General features: G+C 46.5%; 7 protein-coding genes and 1 pseudogene. All 8 read right to left on the reverse strand.

What is annotated here, in order from left to right:
• Positions 1–117: 117 nt before the first annotated feature.
• Positions 118–5,112 (reverse strand): NHL domain-containing protein, encoded by a 4,995-nt coding sequence (locus AC3G2T_RS13270; protein ID WP_488435753.1) that lies wholly within the window; start codon positions 5,110–5,112, stop codon positions 118–120.
• 748 nt (positions 5,113–5,860) lie between these two features.
• Positions 5,861–8,812, reverse strand: coding sequence for an S-layer homology domain-containing protein (locus tag AC3G2T_RS13275; protein ID WP_488435754.1), 2,952 nt, complete (start codon positions 8,810–8,812; stop codon positions 5,861–5,863).
• Positions 8,813–9,615: 803 nt separating this feature from the next.
• A complete protein-coding gene (locus tag AC3G2T_RS13280; RefSeq protein WP_488435755.1) occupies positions 9,616–14,103 on the reverse strand; it encodes an S-layer homology domain-containing protein in 4,488 nt (1,495 codons plus the stop codon).
• A 925-nt stretch (positions 14,104–15,028) separates the two neighbouring features.
• Positions 15,029–15,319: pseudogene (locus tag AC3G2T_RS13285) on the reverse strand (transketolase-like TK C-terminal-containing protein); the annotation flags it as partial.
• Positions 15,320–15,375: 56 nt separating this feature from the next.
• Entirely contained in the window at positions 15,376–16,272 is an 897-nt protein-coding gene (locus tag AC3G2T_RS13290; protein ID WP_488435756.1) for a DMT family transporter, read from the reverse strand.
• A gap of 63 nt (positions 16,273–16,335) precedes the next feature.
• Positions 16,336–17,289, reverse strand: a complete 954-nt coding sequence (locus tag AC3G2T_RS13295) for an alpha/beta hydrolase (protein ID WP_488435757.1) — start codon at positions 17,287–17,289, stop codon at positions 16,336–16,338.
• Entirely contained in the window at positions 17,289–18,272 is a 984-nt protein-coding gene (locus tag AC3G2T_RS13300; RefSeq protein ID WP_488435758.1) for an alpha/beta hydrolase, read from the reverse strand. The genes AC3G2T_RS13295 and AC3G2T_RS13300 overlap by 1 nt, the downstream gene beginning before the upstream one ends.
• Positions 18,269–18,895 carry a TetR/AcrR family transcriptional regulator gene (locus AC3G2T_RS13305; protein WP_474687305.1) on the reverse strand — a complete coding sequence of 209 codons (627 nt, stop codon included), beginning with the start codon at positions 18,893–18,895 and terminating at the stop codon, positions 18,269–18,271. Before AC3G2T_RS13305 ends, AC3G2T_RS13300 begins: the two co-directional genes overlap by 4 nt.
• Positions 18,896–19,298: the final 403 nt, after the last annotated feature.

Below are 19,298 nucleotides of genomic sequence, written 5' to 3' on the forward strand. Positions count from 1 at the left end.
CTAACTGCATAACTCATGAAGCTAAATATATATCAAATTTAAAATATAGCAACACCGCCGATTGAGAGTTCTACCTCTCAATCGGCGGTGTTCTAAAACTCAAACTCTATATTGAAATTAATCTATCAAATTAGATTTTTTCAATAATCTTTCAACAATAACAGCAATCTCTGCTCTTGTGATATTTTGATTTGGTGCTACTGTTGAATTTGTTTTTCCGTTAACAATACCAGCATTTACGCAAGTGGCTACAGCAGATTGTGCATAGTTTGCTATATCATTTGCGTCAGCGAATTTCGCAAGAGAAGAAACGTTACTATCTCCGTTTAGTTTTGTAATGTTCATCACTCTTGCAATCATCACCATTGCGTCTTGCCGTGTAATGTTTCCGTTAGGGTTGTATTTGTTTTGTCCAACGCCTTGTACAACGCCATACTCATAAGCTGTTTGTACATAACCTGTAAACCAATCATTTGTTGTATGATCAGCAAATGAAGAAGCGTTGGCAGATGGTTTTAGTCCAAGTGCATTGACGATAATAGCAGCAAATTCTGCACGAGTCATATCTTTGCTAGGGTCGTACAAGTTATTTCCAACTCCGCCTACAACCATTTTAGAACCCATATTATTGATTGAAGATTTTGCCCAGTTGTTTGCAACGTCGCTAAATGCAACAGGGTGTGATACAACAGCATATGTGCTGTTTGTTAAGCTTTTAATTTTTGCAAAGTGTTTGCCATCTATTGTTGCTACAGTCGTTGGAACATGGCGTACTGCACCGTTTGGATCGATGACAACACCTGTACTAACCTTGCTAGGGTCAACACCATCAGGAAGCGCAATCGTACGCTCAACAAAGGAACTAAACTTGCTAATATCTACTGTTTGACTATTGTATGTGCTTGAGATATCAAAGTTAATCGGTGCTGTCAAGACAGTCATATTGTTTTTTGCAGCTGCATTTGAAACAAGCTGAGCTTGCTCGCTTGTAGCATTAGAGATTGAAACATTAAAATTGATGTCTGAAAGAGTTACATTTTTGCCAAGAGCATTTGAAACTGCACTGATGTTGATTTGTGAAGCAGGTAGGGAATATGACGCAACTGGTGTTTGGATAACAAGGGTTGCTGATTTGCCCTCCATATTTTTAAAATCCTGTCCACCAAGTTGTACACTCATAATGTCTGATGTTTGTGTGAACGGGATCGTGAATGTTGAACCGTTTGCACTACTATTTAATTGAGCTGTCAAACTTGCTGAGTCAACTGCGAAAGAAGTATTTGTTCTACCATCGCTTGTTTTGTTTTGAGTAACTTTACCTGATAGGGTACCGTTGATTGTTGTTGGAGTAGTGCCACCAGTGTTTTCTCCGCCAGTGTCGCCTCCACCAGTGTTGCCTCCACCAGTATTGCCTCCACCAGTGTTGCCTCCACCAGTATTGCCTCCACCAGTGTTGCCTCCACCAGTATTGCCTCCACCAGTGTTGCCTCCACCAGTATTGCCTCCGCCAGTGTTGCCTCCACCAGTGTTGCCTCCGCCAGGAGTGGTAGTAGTCAAATAAAGTGCACGTATTACGTTATTTCCCGTATCACCTATATAAATACCGCCATCAGGTCCAACAGAAATTCGGGTAGGTTGGTTAAGCTTGGCAGATGTAGCAACATCTCCATCGCCGCTATAACCTGCTTTACCGTTTCCTGCAACTGTTGTAATAACACCTGTTGTTTTGTTCACCATGCGGATGGCATGGTTTCCTTGATCTACAATATACATATTGTCTGCCGAGTCAAAGGCAACGGACGAAGGATTAGTAAGCTGGGCAAATACGGCGCTACCCCCGTCGCCACTATAGCCTTTCAAACCATTTCCTGCAACGGTTGTAATAATACCTGTCTTTTCATTCACCATGCGTATTCTGTTGTTGCTATAGTCTGCAATATACAAATTCCCTGCCGAGTCAAGCGCAACCCCTTCAGGGTTATAAAGTCGAGCATCTGTAGCAGCGCCGTCGTCGCCGCTATATCCGGATCCTTGTCTACCTCCTGCAACTGTTGTAATAACGCCCGATGTATCCACCTTACGTATGGCATGGTTACTGCCATCTGCAATGTACATGTTTCCTTTAGCGTCGAATACCATTCCATAAGGATAATTAAGGTTAGCGAATGTAGCCTGACCATAGTCGCCGCTATAACCTGGATAACCATTTTTTCCACCTTGATCGTATTTACCAAGTCCTGCGACTGTATTGAGAATATTTGTTGTTTTATCCACCTTACGTATGACATGATTTTGCCAATCTGCAATATACAGATTTCCAGAAGGGTCGAAGGCAACTTCCGTAGGAAAATTAAATCTGCCCGCACTCGCATCCATTTCGTCCCCATAGTAACGGGATATACCAAGCGGTCCTCCTGTCACTGTTGCAATATTTCCGGTTTTGTCCACTTTGCGTATTGCGTTGTTTCCGGAATCCGCGATATACATATTTCCTTTAGAGTCAAATGTAACGTTGCCGGGTAGAGATATTTGGGCAGATGTAGCTGGTCCTCCGTCACCGCCGTACTTCGAGGTATGATCTCCGACTACTGTTTGGATGTAGTAAGTCGGCGGTTTTGCATTAGGGCCAGCAGTTACTGCATTGGGAGCAGCGATACTCGCAGTCCCGCTGTATCTTCCAGTGCCTGTCGCGACGGCATACAAATATTTGCCAACATCGGCTGAACTCGGAATGTAGGAAGCCAATGTGGCCCCCGGAATAGCCGTACCGTAAGTCGTGCCTGAAACTGTATTCGTGTACCATTGATATGTCGCTGTAACGTCAGTCGGCAACGCAGTCGCAGTTATCGGTGTTCCGGATTGCGGGCTGTCGGAGTCGAGTTTTGCATCGGTGAAGAAAGTAGGTATATAAAGTGTATATACCGTGCTATAGATTGAGCTGGCTGCATATATATTACCTTTCTTATCAATGGCAAGGCTGTAGAAATTTGCCGAAGACTTGGTCGCTTCCGGCCCATATCCTGAACCATTCCCGGCAATTGTGTGAATCTTGCCCGTTGGATCCACCATGCGCAATCTCTTGTCGGCAATATATAAATTTCCTGTGGCGTCAAAGATAAGAGCAGTAGGGCCATAAAGCTTAGCCTGTGTCGCTGGTGTTCCGTCGCCGCTATAGCCTTGTGTACCGTTTCCGGCAATTGTCGTAATTTTCCCAGATGCATCTACCTTACGAATGACATAATTATTAGTATCTGCAATAAATATATTTCCATTTGAGTCACAGGCAATTGCGCTAGGCTGATTAAGCTTAGCCTGTATCGCCGCTCCTCCGTCTCCCTCATAGCCTGGTGTACCATCCCCGGCAATTGTCGTAATTTTCCCGGATGTATCCACCTTGCGTATGACATTGTTACCGGTATCCGCAATATACATATCTCCTTCCAAGTCAAAGGCGAACCCTTTAGGCTTATTAAGAAGATTGCCGGTATTCACAGGTAACCAATTTCCCATATATATCTCATTGGAATTGGTCGGTATAAAATACAAATTATCTTGCGGGTCAACGGCAATTGCATGAGGATAATTTTTGTAAGTAAAATTAACTGGCAGTGTTGAAATTGTGTCAGATGTATCTACCTTGCGTATGACAAAATTTATTGAATCCGCAATATACAGGTTTCCTGACGAGTCGACGGCAACTCCCTTCGGTTGATTAAGAAGGGCGGATGCCGCCGGTCCGCCATCTCCACTATAGCCCTGAGACCCTTGCCCGGCAAAGTTTCTGATGTAGTAGTTCGGCGCAGTGTTACTGCCAACGGTTACTGCGTTTGCAGTAACTGCACTTGCACTTCCAGCATAAAGACCTGTTGCCGTTGCAACTACATATAAATATTTGCCGACATCACTCGCAGTTGGGTCGTAGCTAGCCGATGTGGCGCCCGGAATAGCCGTACCGTAAGTAGCACTTGAAACTGTGTTCGTGTACCACTGATAACTAACCGTCGCATTAGATGGTTCAATTGAAGCGTTTAATGCTGTTCCTGTTTGCGGGCTGTCGGAGCCGAGTGTTGTACCTGTAAGAAAAGTAGGTATATAAAGCTCATACACGACATTATTTCTCCAATCGCAAACAAATACATTGCCGTTAGGTCCAACTGTAATTCCGTAAGGGGAATTCAGCCCGGCTATCATTGTCGAAATATTGCCGGATGTATCCACTTTGCGTACTCTTTGATTACCAGTATCTGAAATATATAGATTTCCGACAGCGTCGCTGGCAATCCCCTGAGGTTTATTAATCTCAGCAGATGTCGCCGCTCCTCCATCACCCTTAAAGCCTGCAGTGCCATCCCCGACAATTGTTGTAATCTTGCCGTTTGTATCTACCTTGCGTATGGCATGATTGCCATAGTCGGCGATATACAGATTTCCGGCTGAGTCAGCGGCAACTCCATAAGGCTCATTCAGCATGGCAGATGTAGCAGTTGCTCCATCCCCGCTATATCCTTTTGTACCACTTCCAGCAACTACAGAGATATTCCCTGAATTATCCACTTTGCGTATGACATTGTGTTGCGCATCTGCAATATACATATTATCATTCGAGTCAAAGGTGATTCCGCGAGGAGTATCAAGAACACCCTTTGTAGATGTTACCGCCGAAAAAATTCCATCATTCCCCATATTACTTACGACATTATTGAAAGTATCTGAAACATATAGATTTCCTTTTGAGTCCGTAGCGATGCCTTGAGGAAGGTTAAAACCAGAACTTACTTTTGAAATAGTACCGGATGAATCCACCTTACGTACCATAAAATTGGTAGAGTCTGCAATATACATATTTCCAGATCGGTCAAAGGCAACTCCGGTAGGGTTTCCAAGGACAGCGGATGTAGCGGGGCCTCCATCACCATTTCTAGGCGGAATAGCACCTCCGTGTCCCCCAGCAACTATTCTGGCGTAGTATTGCGGTGCATCATCTGCTGCATAAGCTTTGCTGAAATTAAAACCTCCGAACAGGCTAAAAACCAGTGCAATAACTAGACAGAAGCTAATGATCCTGTTTTGTTTCGTATAAATAATAATCACCTCATTTAAATTTTGACCCATCTTCCGTTAGTCTTTTAGTGCAGAAAATAGGGAGAGGAGTGGTCGAACCGTTTCTTGGATAAAACTGTTAATCCTGAATCTGTTTGATATTTACGAGCAAACCAACGCCAAGGAATCATTTTTTCATTCAATCAATCGCTACGCTGCCTCAAAAATTCTCCCTTCGTTAGTATCATAACATTATGACAACGACTACTAAGCTCCCTAATTCGACATTCTTCACATCGAATCTGAACCTAATTTGAGGATCACACCACATTCTATCAAAACGTTCTCTCAAAATTCTCACAAACTTCGCCGAATTATGTCGAAACGGCCGGGCTACTCATCTCCTTTGGCGGTTGTAGGCTTCATTTCGTGACGATAGGCATTCTCACGTAAGTTGGAAAATTGCTCCTTGTTATGCTGTTTGAACAATGATCCAGCAAAGTCTGATTCATTTCCTCATGCAGGAATACACGGATAGGTACTCTTCAAACACACGCTCCGCCTTTTTCCATCCCCCCCGACCAAATCCTGCCAGTTCTCAAAAAGCAAAACTAAAAGGCATGAGCCCGGTACGGTACCGGACTCATGCCCTAGAAGCTGCCTAACAATATACTGTCTAACTTTTTGGGGTCACTTCATCACTAATAGTGTGACAAAGCTCCTTTTTGATTTTGTGGATTTAGCTCCTGATCAAGCCCATAATGCAGTTCAGTGGTACTAGCTTGATATCTTTAAGCGTCAATCCGTGCTTTTCCAATCACTAAATTAACTTGGATTTTTGTAAAAGCCTTTGAATAATAGTTGCAACCTCCGCCCGAGAGATGTTATCATTCGGCGCCAACCGGCCGCCGTTTCTGCCTGACACAACTCCTGCCTGCAAGCAATCCGCAATCCCGCTTTTCGCCCACTCCGATGCTAGCTTCGCATCTGCGAATGACATCAGCAGCTTCTCTGTATCTGCTGACGAAAATTTGTCTTTAAGTCCGGTTAGCGTCATCGCTCTTGCGATGATGGCCATCGCCTGTTCCCGGGTAATGCTGTCATTCGGACGGAATGTGCCATCTTCGAATCCGCTGACCAGATTATACGCGTAGGCAGTTTGCACCACACTGCTGTACCAGTCTGATGACTTTACGTCTGTAAATCGCGCGGCGCCATCCCCCTGTTTAATGCCTAATCCTCGTACCATAATCGCCGCAAACTCCGCACGCGTAATCACTTGATCGGGAGCAAACAGGCCTTTGCCCGTACCATTAATAACCATGCGGGAGCCCATATCGTTTACAGCATTTTTCGCCCAGTGGTTCTCTACATCATTAAATGCCAGAGGGTGCCAGATCACGGAATACGTGCTGTTCGTCAAACTATTAATTTTGGCATAGTAGGTACCGTCAATCTTGCTAACTGCCGTCGGTACATGACGAACGGTTCCGTCCTTTTCTACGACAACGCCTGTTGTGATTCGATTCGGATCTACCCCAGCAGGAATGGCAATGGTTCGTTCCACATAAGCGTTGAACTTGGAAATTTCAATCGTCTTATCCCCATATACGCCAGTAACTGTGAAATTGTACGTTGGAGCAATGATCGTAAATTGTCCTTGTGCTGCCGAGTTTTCCACGAGTTGCGCAGTTTCTGCTGTAGATTTGGAAATCTCAATCCTTATTTTAATATCTTGCAGGTTCACGCTCTTGCCTAATTGCCCCGATATGGCGTCGATGTTCATCTGTTGTGCAGGCAGCGTATACGATGCTTGCTCTGTTTGGATGACGACCAGCGCCTGCTTTTGCTCCATGTTCTTGACCATCTGTCCGGTCAATTCTCCGATCAAAACGGCAGAGCTCGTCTTCACCGGAATGGTAATCACCGCATGCTGACCTTCCGCTGCCAGCCTGTCGTCCAGCTTCTTCGCATCAACCGCAACCGTTGTAACGGATCGGCCATTGACTATAGTTGTGGTGGCGATGCCTGCATGTTCAACTTTCCCGTTCACATAAACTTCAACCACGTTGGCAGGTGTAGCAGGTGTAGCTGTACTGCTTCCCCCGCCGCCTCCGCGGTCTCCTCCGCTCTCGCTAGGAGAGGCTGATTTTACGGTTACCAGGCTCGTTGCTGTCTTGCCGCCGTCTTCCGTTGTAACGGTTATCGTCGCCGTTCCTGCTGCCTTTGGCGTCACCACACCCTTCACATCAACAGCTGCGACGTTTGCATTACTGCTGCTCCATGTGACTTTCTTATTGGTCGCGTTACTCGGATACACCGTTGCCGTGACGGTTGCCGCGCTTCCTCCCGCCGCCAAGCTCAACGTTGAAGGATCCAGCACTACGCTTGTTACGGCTATGGTTGCTGCCTGCACCGTCACCTCACTCGTTGCTGTCTTGCCGCCGTCTTCCGTCGTGACGGTTATCGTCGCCGCTCCCGCTGTCTTTGGTGTCACCACGCCCGTTGCATCAACGGTTGCCACGCTTTCATTACTGCTGCTCCATGTGACTTTCTTATTGGTCGCGTTACTCGGATTCACCGTTGCCGTGAGACTTCCTGTTGCTCCTCCAGCTGTTAGAGTCATTGTTTCCTTATCCAGCGTCACATTCGTGACCGCAGGAAGAAACGCCATAACCGTGGCTTTATATCCTTTCGCTTCATCCGAATACACTACATACGGTATTCCGTTCGCGTCAATCGCAAGCGAAAGAGCAAGAGCTGTAGCTTCCGAGAAGCCTTCGGTTCCTATCGTCTCCCAACTTGCCCCACTATACTTCATTACCGTTGCTTTTAGATCTTTCTCCACATCAATGTACGCTACGTAGGGTGTTCCATCCTTTGCAAGTGCAAGCGAAAGGTAATCTATTTGACTTGCTGAAAAATCGGCATTCCCTACGACTTCCCAATCAGATGTAAACTTCATAACAGTTGCTTTGCCATTATCCCGAAAAGCGATGTACGGTGTTCCATCCCGTGCAATCTTAAACGATTCAGCAGACGTACCTGTAAAACCTGCACGTCCCACGTACTCCCAGCTTATCCCATTGAACTTCATGACTGATTCTTCAAAATCTTTTTCTATATCCTGATAGGCTACGTAAGGTGTTCCATCAGGAGCAATCGCCAGCGATATCGCATAATTCAGACTTTCGTTGAATCCTGTTTTTTCAAATGCCTGCCAACTTAAACCATCGAACTTCTTAACCATTACTGCGTTATGACCGTTTCCATCCTGATACGCTACGTATGGCGTTCCATCAGGAGCAATCGCAAGCGAAACGTCACTAGCCACGCCTGTAGAGATGCCTCCTGCAGCTCCTACTGGCTCCCATTGCGCCCCATTAAGCTTCATCACCATTGCTTTTCCGCCGTTTAGGAGATCTTGATAGGCAACATACGGCGTTCCATCCGGTGCAATCGCAAGCGAAACGTACAGAGGCGAGCCAGTCAAACTTGCATTCCCTGCCAACTCCCAGCTTGATAACGTCTTGTTAAACTTCATAACAATAACTTTTTCTGTATAGTTCTCCGGATACGCTACGTACGGCGTTCCATCAGGAGCAATCGCAATCGAAGCATTGGGAATAATTTCTTTTGAAAAGCCGGCATTCCCTACTAATTTCCAAAATGAACTTGCATACGCGATACTCTTGGACGAACTCCAAGCAAAGGTAGACAAGACGAGGAAAATTGAAAGTAAACATATAGAGACTGATTTCATTTTAAGCATAAAGTTTTATGTCCCCCCTGAGATTAATGTACAGCTTCGAATTTTTGAATAGCCCATTATGCCAATAAGGATGAATCCCGAGCCGTGGCTTGGTAGATTCACAGTTCGCTGTTGCAATGGCTGGCGAGTGTCCCCCTCGGCTGCTCATTTCCCTCATCTTAAAACTGCGATATTTCGATACATGTGTTCCCTAATTCGACATCATACACATCTTATCCGAAGTACATTCTATCAAACGACTCTCACAAAATTCTCACAAAACCGTGAATAACTGTCGAAAAAAAGCAAAAAAGCAGAGATAATGACTCTCCGCTTTAAGTCCTTGTGCCTATTAGCCGCTTCTCTCAAATAGGATGCCAATTACGAGGCTACTCATTCAACTATGGTATTCGTTAGCTGAACGCTCAAGGATATTACCCAACCGTACATAATCTAGTCCAATCTCATTCCTCTATAACACCAGCACTTCAAAACTCCGGCTAATCATCCTTGCTGGGATGCCTCTGCAACAATTCTCTCTCGATCACCTTTCTTAAGCCATTTTTAACTCAGCAGAGCTGCCAGTGAGGCACTGCATTTACTTTTGGAACGGGTAGCGGAAAACCCGCCCGATTTGTGCTTTTTTTTTGCCCGCGCTTTCGTGATTGCCCGTACAATACCAGCCCAAGATGCGAGGTGATCGGCCGTCGAAAATTGATCCATTTGGGACACCAAAAACAAAGGAGTTAAGCACATACAGGCTACTTAACTCCTTTGTTCATTCAAATATTCACTTTTTTAACTAGCGCATTGTCATTGGTGGGTTAGATCAGTTCTGAATTTTTAAGCAATCGATGGATGATCGCTGCAACTTCGGCTCTGGTCATATACGCCTTTGGTGCGAGTTCTGTTTCGTTTCTTCCCGTTACAATGCCCGCCTCTATCGTTTCGGCAAAACTGCTTTGCGCCCAACTTGAGATATCGGCAAAGTCTGCGTATTGATGAGCGGTTTGGTTTGTCGATGGCAGAGAAAGCTTGGCTTTCAGATTGGTGATTGCCATTGCTTTGGTGATAATGACCATCGCTTGCTCGCGAGTGATTTTGTCCATCGGGCGGAATGAACCGTCCTCGAAACCGCTGATCAATCGATAGGCATGAGCTGTGTTAATCGCGCCGCTGAACCAATCCGATGCTGTGACATCCGAGAATGCTGTTGCTCCGCTCTCCAGCTTAATGCCTAGCGCGCGAACGATAATTGCTGCAAATTCAGCACGAGTGATGTCTTTGTCCGGGTTAAATATACCGTTACCTGTTCCCTCAATTACCATTCGTGAAGCCAAATCGTTGATGTCATTTTTGGCCCAATGGGTTGCTACATCGCCAAATTCAAGCGGATGCCATATCACAGAGTAGGTACCGTTGGTCAAACTGTTGATTATGGCGTAATGCTGTCCTTCAGATCTAATGACCTTTGTAGGCACATGTCGAACCGTTCCGTCCGGATCGATGACAACACCCGTTGTAATCTTGTTCGGATCAACATCGGCTGGTATGACCATCTGTCTTTCCACGTAAGCTTTGAATCGGGACAATTCAATCTGTTTATTTCCAAAAGTAAAGGTGGCTGTGAATGAAAGCGGTGGAACAACTATGGCAAATTGCCCTTTTGCAGCAGAATCTTCTATCAATTTCACAACATCTGCTGTTGGTTTGGCAATTTCGAAATGAACTTGAATGTTTTGGAGGTCCATTGACGTATCCATCTGAGCGAATGCGGAATTCAGGTTGATTAGCTGCGTAGGCAGCTTATACGTCGCGCGATCTGTCTTGATTTCCAAAACCGCTTGTTTGTTTTCCATAGTTCTCATCATTTGACCGTTTAGTTCCATGATACTCACATCAGACTTGATGTTCATCGGAATCGTTACTACTGCGCCTTGACCTTCTATCGCAAGTTTTTCTTCCAGCTTTTTCTTATCAACAGCAACGACCGTGACCGTTCGATTATTTACGTTCGTTGTCGTTGCCGTTCCGATATTTTCGACCTTGCCATTCACGAAGATTTCAACACCTGTTTGGATTGGAGATGTTGTTGTTACAGGTCCAGAGCCGCTGCCATTGCTGCTGTCGTTGCTGCTGGTGTCGGCGTTATTGGGCGGTCTAGGCACGACCGAATTGGAAGTGGTGGAAGAGGCGCTTTTGCCCACACTATTTATTGCTTTCACTGTAAAAGTATAGCTCGTGCCGTTTGTTAAACCTGTTACCGTAATCGGACTGCTTGTTCCATTTAAGACAATGTTCCCTGGCGAGGCTGTCACTTCATACCCCGTAATGACGCTTCCGCTGTTGATCGCTGGGACAGTAAAGGTAATGGTGGCCTGTCCATTGCCAGCAACTGCCTCTACATTCGTAGGAGGGGCTGGAACCGTTGCCGGTGTCGCATTCGCTGAATTTGATTCTGCGCTCAATCCTCCCGGGTTCCCAGCTTTTACGACAAAATAATAGGTCGTTCCATTGATCAGATTCTGAACGTTGTACGTTGTGTATGTCACGGTTGTAACTGCAGCGTTGTTAAATTGACCTGAAACGGTTGTTAAATAAATGCTGTAATAAGTTGCTCCGGTTACTGTTTGCCAGGTTAGTGCAACTTGACTGTCTCCTCCGACGGCTGTAAGGTTTTGCGGAGTTAAAGGAGCGTTCACTACCGCGTTCACTGTTACCGCCGCTGCGCTGGTTGTCACCGTTGCCGTATGCGCGCCGCTCACGGCGTTATTTGTGTTCGTCACGACGGCATAGTAGTACGTCGTGCCTACGCTTCCCGTCGGCGCGGCGTACGAAGCGCTCGTCGCACCGCTGATGGAACTGCCGCCGCTGTTGCTGTTCGTGGCGTTGCTGTACCACTGGTAGCTGAGCGTACCGCTGTCGCTCACCGTCGCCGCCACGCTCAGTGAGGGGCTGGACGCGCCCTGATTGACCGTCGCTCCTGAAGGCTGCGTTCCGATACTCGGAGTCGCCGCGTTTACCAGCGCGTTCACCATGACCGCCGCCGCGCTGCTCGTGGCTGTTGCCGTGGGTGCGCCACTCACGGCGTTGTTCGTGTTCGTCACGACGGCATAGTAGTACGTCGTGCCTACGCTTCCCGTCGGCGCGGCGTACGAATCGCTCGTCGCACCGCTAATGGCGCTGCCGCCGCTGTTGCTGTTGGTAGCGTTGCTGTACCACTGGTAGCTGAGCGTGCCGCTGTCGCTCACTGTCGCCGCCACGCTCAGCGAAGGGCTGGACGCTCCCTGGTTGACCGTCGCTCCCGAAGGCTGCGTTCCGATGCTCGGGGTCGCCGCGTTTACCAGCGCGTTCACTGTTACCGCCGCTGCGCTGGTTGTCACCGTTGCCGTATGCGCGCCGCTCACGGCGTTGTTCGTGTTCGTCACGACGGCATAGTAGTACGTCGTGCCTACGCTTCCCGTCGGCGCGGCGTACGAAGCGCTCGTCGCACCGCTTATGGAGCTGCCGCCGCTGTTGCTGTTCGTGGCGTTGCTGTACCACTGGTAGCTGAGCGTACCGCTGTCGCTCACCGTCGCCGCCACGGTCATCGACGGGCTTGACGCTCCCAGGTTGACCGTCGCTCCTGAAGGCTGCGTGCCGATGCTCGGGGTTGCCGCGTTTACCAGTGCATTCACCGTGACCGCCGCCGCGCTGCTCGTGGCTGTTGCCGTGGACGCACCACTCACGGCGTTGTTCGTGTTCGTCACGACGACGTAGTAGTACGTCGTGCCTACGCTTCCCGTCGGCGCGGCATACGAAGCGCTCGTCGCACCGCTAATGGAGCTGCCGCCGCTGTTGTTGTTCGTGGCGTTGCTGTACCACTGGTAGCTGAGCGTGCCGCTGTCGCTCACTGTCGCCGCCACGCTCAGCGAAGGGCTTGACGCTCCCTGGTTGACCGTCGCTCCTAAAGGCTGCGTTCCGATGCTCGGGGTCGCCGCGTTTACCAGCGCGTTCACTGTTACCGCTGCTGCGCTGGTTGTCACCGTTGCCGTATGCGCGCCGTTCACGGCGTTGTTCGTGTTCGTCACGACGGCGTAGTAGTACGTCGTGCCTACGCTTCCCGTCGGCGCGGCATACGAAGCGCTCGTCGCACCGCTTATGGCGCTGCCGCCGCTGTTGCTGTTGGTAGCGTTGCTGTACCACTGGTAGCTGAGCGTGCCGCTGTCGCTCACCGTCGCCGCCACGCTCAGCGAAGGGCTTGACGCGCCCTGATTGACCGTCGCTCCCGAAGGCTGCGTTCCGATGCTCGGGGACGCCGCGTTTACCAGCGCGTTCACTGTTACCGCTGCTGCGCTGGTTGTCACCGTTGCCGTATGCGCGCCGTTCACGGCGTTGTTCGTGTTCGTCACGACGGCGTAGTAGTACGTCGTGCCTACGCTTCCCGTCGGCGCGGCATACGAATCGCTCGTCGCACCGCTTATGGCGCTGCCGCCGCTGTTGTTGTTCGTGGCGTTGCTGTACCACTGGTAGCTGAGCGTGCCGCTATCACTCACCGTCGCCGCCACGCTCAGCGACGGGCTTGACGCGCCCTGGTTGACCGTCGCCCCTGAAGGCTGCGTGCCGATGCTCGGGGTTGCCGCGTTTACCAGCGCGTTCACTGTTACCGCCGCTGCGCTGGTTGTCACCGTTGCCGTATGCGCGCCGCTCACGGCGTTGTTCGTGTTCGTCACGACGGCGTAGTAGTACGTCGTGCCTACGCTTCCCGTCGGTGCGGCATACGAAGCGCTCGTCGCACCGCTTATGGAGCTGCCGCCGCTGTTGCTGTTGGTAGCGTTGCTGTACCATTGGTAGCTGAGCGTGCCGCTATCACTCACCGTCGCCGCCACGCTCAGTGAGGGGCTTGACGCGCCCTGATTGACCGTCGCTCCCGAAGGCTGCGTTCCGATGCTCGGGGTCGCCGCGTTTACCAGCGCGTTCACCGTTACCGCTGCTGCGCTGGTTGTCACCGTTGCCGTATGCGCGCCGTTCACGGCGTTGTTCGTGTTCGTCACGACGGCGTAGTAGTACGTCGTGCCTACGCTTCCCGTCGGCGCGGCATACGAAGCGCTCGTCGCACCGCTAATGGCGCTGCCGCCGCTGTTGCTGTTGGTAGCGTTGCTGTACCATTGGTAGCTGAGCGTGCCGCTATCGCTCACCGTCGCCGCTACGCTCAGCGAAGGGCTTGACGCTCCCTGGTTGACCGTCGCTCCCGAAGGCTGCGTGCCGATGCTCGGGGACGCCGCGTTCACAACGGGGTCTCCAATTTGGATATTGTTGAGCGCAATCCACATTTGGTTACCACTCTGCGGAGTGATGCGTACTTCATCAACGTTTTGAAAAATAGAAGCTGTTAACCCATTGCTTTGGTTGAATGTAAATTCATAAGGATTCGTATTAGTGTTGAAAGTTACTGAACCTGTTGATTGACCATTGTCATAGCCGGTTACAGTTATTGGACTCCCACCATAATCAGCTACAAAAAAGGATTTCAAATTAAAGTTAACCGATGTAGAAGCGCTTTTAATGGTAATTAAAGTGGATGGAGCGCCGCCGTTACAACAATAAGCAGCCGCAATTGCACCTCCCGTATAAGGAGTTTCATACGTCCACGAGTATCCGTCACCACTTATAATTTGAAGTGTAATCCCTGGAATAGCAGTAGACCCTCCCTGTCCGGCAGTAATTGTGCTCCCGCTAAAACCCGAGCCATTTGTAAAAGTGACTGTGCCTGTTGCTCCATAGGATGCAAGAGGCAGTCCTGTGAACATAACGAGAGCAAACCCTAATAGAATGAATAACCTTGCTATTGGTTTCATAAATGTGTGCCCATCTCCTACTTTATGAGGAATAATTGACTTATATATGAATCAACTAAACTTTCGACTTGACCTCCTCGTTTATGGTTCTTGTTCTATGTTCAATAATTCGACAAATGTATTTTTTATCCTGCAAATTCATATCCGCATACCCAAACCGAGCACGAGACAAAAAAGCCCCACAAGCACAGTGGGGAATGGGACTATTAGGGGTAGGGCCAACATGCCCATCAAGCTAAGAAATATCTCCACCCCCAAAACGATAAAAAATTAGCTATTTATTATTTCGAGGACATTTTCCCCTGTTTGGGGCCTGTATTTTTTTTAGTATCAAATGCTTTTCCAGCGGTCCCCCTGAAACGGACAGATGGAAATTCCTGGACTGGCAACAAATGAAGTTTTACAGTGCTTTAACTTTGTTAACGACGTTCTCGACGGTGAAGCCGTACTCTTTAATCAATCTATCGCCTGGAGCTGAAGCCCCAAACTTGTCGATGCCAAGGATGGCGCCTTTCTCACCGACATAGCGCTCCCAGCCGAACGGGGACGCCATTTTAATAGCCAGACGCGCTTTAACGTCAGGAAGTAGAACGGAATCCTTGTACGATTGCGGCTGCGCTTCGAACAGATCCCAGCTCGGCATACTGATTACACGAACCTGGATGCCTTCGGCAGCGAGCATTTGCTGAGCCGTAAATGAAACAAACGAAAGCGAATGAACCAGTAAATCGAGAAAGAGCATAAGAGTTATTTACTTTTAGACGCCATACTTCCTAATAGCAAGGAAACCAATATGATCATTAAAGCAAACCATGTATTTGAATCGATCTGGTCTCCTAATAAAACTGTACCGAGAATAACTCCAATCACTGGAACAAAATAATTGGTTAGTGATGCAAAAGCCGCTCCTGATTTTTTAATGAGCTGATTAAACATCATGTATACAATTCCTGCATGGAAAATTCCTAGAATGACAAGAGATAATATCTCAATGAAAGTAAGTTTAATGCTCAACGGACTTTCTAACAGAAAGCTAACTGGAATCAGAACAATTGATGCTATAATTAGAACATTTCTCATCGCCAACACAGAGGACATTGGCGGTAACTTTTCAATTAACACCAATGATAACGCAAAGCTTATTGAAGCTAAAACAAAAGCTGACATTCCCCACAAACTTTGAATCGCGAAGTCAATGGTTAGTGAGGGTAAGATCAACAGGAGAATACCGACAAAGCCAACTCCAATACTTATAAAGTGCATCATCCGCAATCGGTTAATTCTAAAGATAAACAAGATAAGCAGCGTGAAAATTGGAATCGTCCCCATAATAATGGAAGCAATGCTGCTGGATACCCGTTGCTGCCCCCACCCGATTAAGAAAAAAGGAATGATCGCTTCAAAAAAAGCAATGGCAACATAAAGAGCTCTCAACTTCTTTTTTGGAGCAGTGGAAACGGGTTGGATTTTCTCTTTCTTTGTAAAGAAAATATAGATCAATGCTAATGTAATAGCTCCAACCATTGCTTTTACAGCTGCAAGTGTAACTGGGGGCACGCCAGAGATAACGATATCCACAAAGAAAAACTGTGAACCCCATATTAAACTTATTCCAATTAGAAATAAGATGCTTTTTATTTTCATAAAACAGACTCCCTTATTTGCCAACGTTCACTAGTTATAACAGCAAGTTGGCATGTATGCCGCTTATAATTCATTCTCTACTTTTTTCAAAAAAGAAAGTACAGCAGCATTCATCTGCTCTAACCCCGGCTGTTCAATCGGAAAATGACCAGCACCCTTTAAAATTACACATTCTTTTTTGCTTTTTATGTTGTCAAAAAACGGTCTACTGAAACTATATGGAGTCATAGGGTCTAGTTCAGGATGAACGAGTAATACCGGACAAACATCAAAATTCTCAGGTTTTATTACCGGTTTCATATTTAAGAACGTTCTTAATAAGCGTAAAGGGATTTTCGTACCTGCCGCATGAGCGTCTTTCATAATGAGTTTGGTCATTTCAGAGTTATTCGTAATCAAATGCATTCGAGAAACATGATTAACAGAGATATGCAAGGAATCTAATAAACGAGGAAATTTGTCCAATAAAAGTTTCCCTAACCGACTAATGAGTTTGTTAGGAGCTAATTGATCACGAAATTCCGCATTACTCGTATCAACAAATGTCGTTGCAATTAACCCTTTAACTTGCTTACTCTGTGCAGCGGCATGATATGCTAACATTCCTCCTATACTGGTGCCTAGCAAGATGATTGGTTTGCCGTCCCGTTTCAATTCCCGGTCGATCAATTCAGTAAGTATGTCAATCCAAAGCTGATATTCCAACGATTTTACTGAATTCGCATGACTTAAACCATAAGGCGGCAGATCCGGCGCCACTACTTCATAACCGTATTTTTGCAGCATTCGTGCATAGGGGGCTAACAATCTACCATTGCCCCCAGCACCATGAATGAAAATAATTTTTAATCTTGAATGCAAAACAGGCATACGATCCAAATGAATATGAGCATTGTTCCAAGTCATCCATTCTTCTATTGGTAAATTACTATCATTTACCTGCATTTCTGTAGGAAAAAACTTTTGATATTGTTTCCAATATACTACCGAATCATTATATGTTGAAATCTCATTCATTATTTTGCAGATCCTACTATATACTTATCCAAAAAGCGATCTACTCTTTGAAAATATTCAGTGGGGTAATGATTGATAGCATCGATGTGCTCCGTATTTTGCGGGTACCACACTTCTGCATCTGGGTTATCTTTTAATGACTCAAAAATTACTTCTGTATTTTTATAACTAATTTGCTGATCTCCAGTACCATGAATCAGCATAACTGGCTTATTTTGCATCTTTTTTGCTGCATCCATAGGGGATACGGAATCAAGATCGACCTTCATGACCCATTTTCCCACCCATATCGATGTATAACTGAATGGAAACGAAGGTAAACCTGAAAAGAAGGGCAAACCCTCTCTCAGAAACATACCTGCATTACGAAAAGGACTATCTGCAATTACAGCTTTGATGTCATCACTTTCACTTGCGGCTAGCAAAGAAGTAGCAGCACCCATTGAAAAGCCAATTACTCCAATTTTATCACCAGCATGGTCTCTGGATTTTAAATAGCTCACAGCTCCAAGCAAATCGTATTTTTCATTGAGGCCAAGTGTAATCAAATTACCATCGGATTTACCTTGCGAGCTGAGGTCAAATGCCAATACATTGTAGCCTTTCGGAACGAAATGCTCTACTAACTTTTTGGTCCGCCCTTTGACTAAACGATTGCTTGTATATCCGTGGACGACAATAATCGTCTGATCACTTGCCTTATTGGAAAGACCATTTGCAGGAAAGAAGGAACCTCTAATCGTATTATCATTTTTCAAGCTCTTAAACTCAACCTCTTCGTAGGGAGTTTGATCGGTATTCAATTCGTAGCTGACATTAGTGTCTCTAGGATGGTGCAACAAGGTGTCCATCACTTTATAGGATATAAAAAATACAAGAACCATCACAAGCAAAAGGACGATCCCTAGGCTTAATAAAATTTTCCTCCGTTTTTTCGAACGAACGTTTACTGTCAGATTGGGTTGTAATGATGTTTGACTCATTTAGACTCCTCCAGTTTTTCTATAGGTTGTATGGGTGCGAACAAATATAAGGCATGCCCCTTCAAATTTTCCCACTCGGGGTGATGAATACTTTCTCCAAGAGTTAATGCTATCCCATTTAAGAAAGAGATATAGGCACGAGAGATCATTGCTGGAGAAAAATTTTTGTTGAATTCCCCCATTAACTGTCCCTTGGCATAGACACATTCGATAGTATCTGTTATTACTTTAGTACTTTCAAGAATCTTCAGTGTAAGTTCAGGAAATCTTATCCGTTGTCCTAAGACAAATTGAACAAGCCGCAATTCACTTGTATAGAAGTAGATATGATTGAATTGTTCTTCTACCAAGTTCTTAATTAATACGCCCGGCGTCCCCTCTTGTTTTAGACAAGCGAGCGATTTCACCTGAATATCAGCAAGTGGCTCAAGGACAGCGGCGTTGAATAAGGCTTCTTTGCTTGGGAAATATTGAAAAATGGTTCCAGGAGTCACTCCCACACTCTGCGCAATGAGAGCCGTTGTGGTATTAGAATATCCATTTTCTGCGAATAGGACAACAGCTTCCTTTAGGATACGATTACGCCGCTCCTGTCTTTTTTCTACATTGATTGGTCTTGCCAAATGTATTCCTCCTATCTTTGAACTGAATTTCTTTATTAATTAAATAATTGATCATTTAATTAATAATATATCTTTAATTACGAATAATAGCAAGAGTGAATTTCATCTTACTCATGATTAGGATGAAACTTAGCAAATAAAAACAAGCCGGACGCTAAGCAACATGCGCTCCGGCTTGTTTATTTCAGGTTACTTTGGATACACTAATGGAAACTGTGTTACTCCTTCACAGACTTTCAGAAAGTCTACCGCTTGGCCAAGGCCAATATTTCATCCGCAACGAGATCAGGGCGATATTGATGAATATAATGCTCGGTATCCTTAAGCACTAATTGCTTCGCTTGCACGGACCAGGAAGTAAATTCCTTTTCGTATTTGTTCCAAACGTCATTGGTAACCCCTA

This window comes from Paenibacillus sp. sgz302191, assembly GCF_057749925.1.

Coding starts and splice junctions, on each gene's coding strand:
- AC3G2T_RS13295 (WP_488435757.1), bottom strand. CDS start 17,289: ATGAATGAGATTTCAACATATAATGATTCGGTAGTATATTGGAAACAA.
- AC3G2T_RS13275 (WP_488435754.1), bottom strand. CDS start 8,812: ATGCTTAAAATGAAATCAGTCTCTATATGTTTACTTTCAATTTTCCTC.
- AC3G2T_RS13300 (WP_488435758.1), bottom strand. CDS start 18,272: ATGAGTCAAACATCATTACAACCCAATCTGACAGTAAACGTTCGTTCG.
- AC3G2T_RS13280 (WP_488435755.1), bottom strand. CDS start 14,103: ATGTGGATTGCGCTCAACAATATCCAAATTGGAGACCCCGTTGTGAAC.
- AC3G2T_RS13290 (WP_488435756.1), bottom strand. CDS start 16,272: ATGAAAATAAAAAGCATCTTATTTCTAATTGGAATAAGTTTAATATGG.
- AC3G2T_RS13270 (WP_488435753.1), bottom strand. CDS start 5,112: ATGGGTCAAAATTTAAATGAGGTGATTATTATTTATACGAAACAAAAC.